The sequence below is a fragment of the Streptomyces sp. SPB074 genome, assembly GCF_000154905.1.
Lineage (GTDB): Bacteria > Actinomycetota > Actinomycetes > Streptomycetales > Streptomycetaceae > Streptomyces.
On the sequence record NZ_GG770539.1, the window covers coordinates 5,741,097 to 5,745,167 of the forward strand.

Consider the following 4,071-nt stretch of genomic DNA (forward strand, 5'->3'; position numbering starts at 1 on the left):
CCGTCGCCGAGCTGGCGCGGGTCCAGGAGTACGCGGAGGCGGCCCGAGGAGGAAAAAACACACGTGCCGCGAGGCGGTCGCCCTCGCCGAGCGCGCGGAGGACGAACGGCTGCGGGCCGCGCTGCACGTACGGCTGGCCGACACCCTCGACCGGCTCGGGGACCCGAGCCTCGGCCCGGCACCACCGGGCACTCGCCGCCCGCCTCCTCGGCCCCGGCGAGGCGGCGGTACTGCGGGCGGGGGCGTAGCCGGTCCGCGCGCGGGCACGGGCCAGGTGCGGGTGCGGGTGCGGGCGATGTGCGGGTGCGGGTCGCGCGCGGGAGGCCGTCATGGTGCGGGCGGGGCTCACGCGGGGTCGCGACCCGGGTTCGCCTGGGAAACCCGTGGCGCTTCCCGCGAAGAATGATGCTTTGGAAGGCTGGACAGCGGGAATCCCTTCATTAGACTGGCTGCGCCGCAGATCAGCGGCGCTCTCCCGTTGTGCCGTCGCGGATGCGGGTATGTAGTCAGATGCCCTATTTGTCCCAGGCCCTCTCTAGTCAAGGATCGTGATCGACGATGAAGGTCGGCATCCCCCGCGAGGTCAAGAACAACGAGTTCCGGGTGGCCATCACCCCGGCCGGGGTCCACGAGCTGCGCCGCCAGGGCCACGAGGTCCTTGTCGAGGCCACGGCGGGCGAGGGCTCCTCGATCACCGACGAGGAGTTCGCCGCGGCGGGCGCGGTCATCCTCCCGACGGCCGACGAGGTGTGGGCCCGCGCGGACCTCCTCCTCAAGGTCAAGGAGCCGATCGCGGAGGAGTACCACCGGATGCGCAAGGACCAGGTGCTCTTCACGTATCTGCACCTCGCCGCCTCCCGGGAGTGCACCGAGGCGCTCATCGCCTCCGGGACCACGGCCATCGCCCTGGAGACCGTCGAGACCGCCGACCACAGGCTCCCGCTGCTCGCCCCCATGTCGGAGGTCGCCGGACGGCTCGCCCCGCAGGTCGGCGCCTACCACCTCATGCGGCCCGGCGGCGGGCGCGGCGTGCTCCCCGGCGGCGTCCCCGGGGTCGTCGCCGGCAAGGCCGTCGTCATCGGCGGCGGGGTCTCGGGATGGAACGCGGCGCAGATCGCGATCGGCATGGGCTTCCAGGTCAAGCTCCTCGACAAGGACGTCACCAAGCTCAAGGAGGCCGACAAGATCTTCGGCACCCGCGTCCAGACCGTCGTCTCCACCGCGTACGAACTGGAGATCGCCTGCCTGGAATCCGACCTCGTCGTCGGCGCCGTCCTCGTGCCCGGGGCGAAAGCGCCCAAGCTCGTCTCCAACGCACTCGTCTCGCGCATGAAGCCGGGAAGTGTCCTTGTCGACATCGCGATCGACCAGGGCGGCTGCTTCGAGGACTCGCGCCCCACGACGCATGCCGAGCCCACCTTCCGCGTGCACGACTCCGTCTTCTACTGCGTCGCCAACATGCCGGGCGCGGTGCCGCACACCTCCACCCACGCGCTCACCAACGCCACGCTTCCGTACGTCCTCGAACTCGCCGGGCACGGCTGGATCGAGGCGCTGCGTCGTGACGCGGCCCTCGCCAAGGGGCTCAACGTCCATGACGGCACGGTGTATTACCGCGAGGTCGCCGAGGCGCACGGCCTGGCGTACGCCGAGACCCACACGCTTCTGGACTGACGCGCGCGCCCCCTTTCCGGACACCCGGGGAGCAGGGGGGGGCGCGTCAACCGATGTCGCGTTTCTCACGCCAACGGCCGGACCTGTCCGGGTAGGTCCGGCCGTTGGCGTGCGGTGGTTCGTCTGCTTTTGCGCGGGACTCTCCCAAGTGGGCCGCCCGCACACCCTTCATGGCGGTTCGGCAGGGCGAACTCGCCCGTGCCGAGGGGGTGATGCGCGGTCGTGCACCCTTGACACCGGTCCGCGTGGACACCGACACATCGGGCCGGGTCCGGCGGATTGTGTTGCTGCGGAGTGGTGACACGCCATAGAGTCGCCAATCGTCGGCATGGTGCCACGCTGACCTGTCCAGAAATTTCCTGGTCGCCAAGGAGGTAAGACGACTTGTGAATGAGTCGACATTTTCTCCCGGGGGTGGCCGACCGGAGCTGGCCGCGCGAAGCGGTGGTTCCGCGAGCCCGTCGACGATCGGTCCCGTCGGTTCCGTCGCCGTCCGCACCTTCGCGGCCCGCCAGGGTCTCCCGACGACGCAGACCGCACACCACAGCATGGATGGCCATATCGTGAACGCCATGGCCGGCGACCCGAGCGGCGACACGTTCGCCGACTACGAGGAGCTGCCCGAGGGGCACTTCTACGACCCGGACGCCGAGTACGAGCCGGACCCCGAGTACGCGGCCACGCTGGCCCCCGACGCGGCGCGGCAGCGCCGCGAGCGGATCGGCCCCACCGGGCGCCCGCTTCCCTACTTCCCGATCCCCGGGCCCCTCACGGACCACGGCCCGGCGAAGATCATCGCGATGTGCAACCAGAAGGGCGGGGTCGGCAAGACGACCTCGACCATCAACCTCGGCGCCGCGCTCGCCGAGTACGGCCGCCGCGTCCTCCTGGTCGACTTCGACCCGCAGGGCGCCCTCTCGGTCGGCCTCGGGGTCAACCCGATGGAACTGGACCTGACGGTCTACAACCTCCTCCTCGAACGCGGGATGTCGCCCGACGAGGTGCTGCTCAAGACGGCCGTGCCCAACATGGACCTGCTGCCGAGCAACATCGACCTCTCGGCCGCCGAGGTCCAGCTCGTCTCCGAGGTGGCCCGCGAGTCCACGCTCCAGCGCGCGCTCAAGCCGCTCATGGCCGACTACGACTACATCGTGATCGACTGCCAGCCCTCGCTCGGCCTGCTCACCGTCAACGCCCTGACGGCCGCGCACAAGGTGATCGTCCCGCTGGAGTGCGAGTTCTTCGCGCTGCGCGGGGTCGCGCTGCTCACCGAGACGATCGAGAAGGTGCAGGAGCGGCTCAACCCGGAGCTGGAGCTGGACGGCATCCTCGCCACGATGTACGACTCGCGGACCGTCCACAGCCGCGAGGTGCTCGCGCGCGTGGTCGAGGCGTTCGACGAGCACGTCTACCACACCGTCATCGGCCGCACCGTGCGCTTCCCGGAGACCACCGTCGCGGGGGAGCCCATCACCACCTACGCCTCCAACTCCGTCGGCGCCGCCGCCTATCGTCAGCTCGCCAGGGAGGTGCTCGCCCGGTGTCACGCCGAGTGAGTCTGCCCGGAGCCGAAGAACTCTTCCGTACGACCGGGGGCATGGCCCTCCAGCCCTCCTCGGGGCCGCGCCCCCAGCCCTCCGGCGGGCGCGGCGCGCCCGGGGAGACCGCGACCGAGGAGAACGCGGGCGAGCACCAGGGGCGCGAGGCCGCCCCCGCGGACGGCGGCCCGGCAACTCCGGCGCCGGTGCCCGCGCCGCGGCCCGCGCGGCGCGCGGGTGCCGAGGGGGGACCCACCGCCTCGGTGCCGCAGGCCAGGCAGCCCGGCGGCGCGGGAGCGCCCGCCCCCCAGCAGCCGCAGGGCCAGCCCCGGCGGCGCGGCCGGGGCGCGAGCCGCCGGCCGAGCGGACGCGAGCGGCACGACGAGAAGATCACCGTGTACGTCTCGGCCGAGGAACTCATGGACCTCGAACACGCCCGTCTCGTCCTGCGCGGCGAACACGGGCTCGCCGTGGACCGGGGCCGCATCGTCCGCGAAGCGGTCGCCGTCGTCCTCGCCGACCTGGAGTCGCGCGGCGACGCGAGCATCCTCGTCCGGCGGCTGCGGGGGCGCTGAGCCGCCGGTGGCACGGGGCGGGCGACCCCGCGCCGCGCCGGCGGCGGCGCCGAGCGGAAGCCGGGTGCCGCGGGGCGCGGGGCCGTGCGAGGCGGTCCGTGACCGTACGAGGCCGCACGGGGCGCGAGCCGGGCCGCACGGGCTTCCCCGCGTCACGGGCTTCCTCGGGTGCGGGCGCGCGCGGCCGGTGCGCCCCGGCTCGGGGTGACGGCGGCCGGGGGTAGCGTGCGAGGCGAACGCCCAGGCCCCCCGAACCCTCCAGGACCCGCCCGCCCATGCCGCCC

3 protein-coding genes and 1 pseudogene are annotated in these 4,071 nt (G+C 72.7%); all 4 read left to right on the forward strand.

Features of this window, described 5'->3' with window-relative positions; translation table 11 throughout:
• Window positions 1-248, forward strand: a pseudogene (locus tag SSBG_RS36245) (hypothetical protein); the annotation flags it as partial.
• Between the two features lie 310 nt (window positions 249-558).
• Complete coding sequence (gene ald / locus SSBG_RS24305; protein ID WP_008748718.1) at window positions 559-1,674, forward strand: alanine dehydrogenase; 1,116 nt, start codon at window positions 559-561, stop codon at window positions 1,672-1,674.
• A gap of 548 nt (window positions 1,675-2,222) precedes the next feature.
• Window positions 2,223-3,230 (forward strand): ParA family protein, encoded by a 1,008-nt coding sequence (locus SSBG_RS24310; RefSeq protein WP_008748719.1) that lies wholly within the window; start codon window positions 2,223-2,225, stop codon window positions 3,228-3,230.
• Window positions 3,215-3,787 carry a hypothetical protein gene (locus SSBG_RS24315; RefSeq protein WP_008748720.1) on the forward strand — a complete coding sequence of 191 codons (573 nt, stop codon included), beginning with the start codon at window positions 3,215-3,217 and terminating at the stop codon, window positions 3,785-3,787. The genes SSBG_RS24310 and SSBG_RS24315 overlap by 16 nt, the downstream gene beginning before the upstream one ends.
• Window positions 3,788-4,071: the final 284 nt, after the last annotated feature.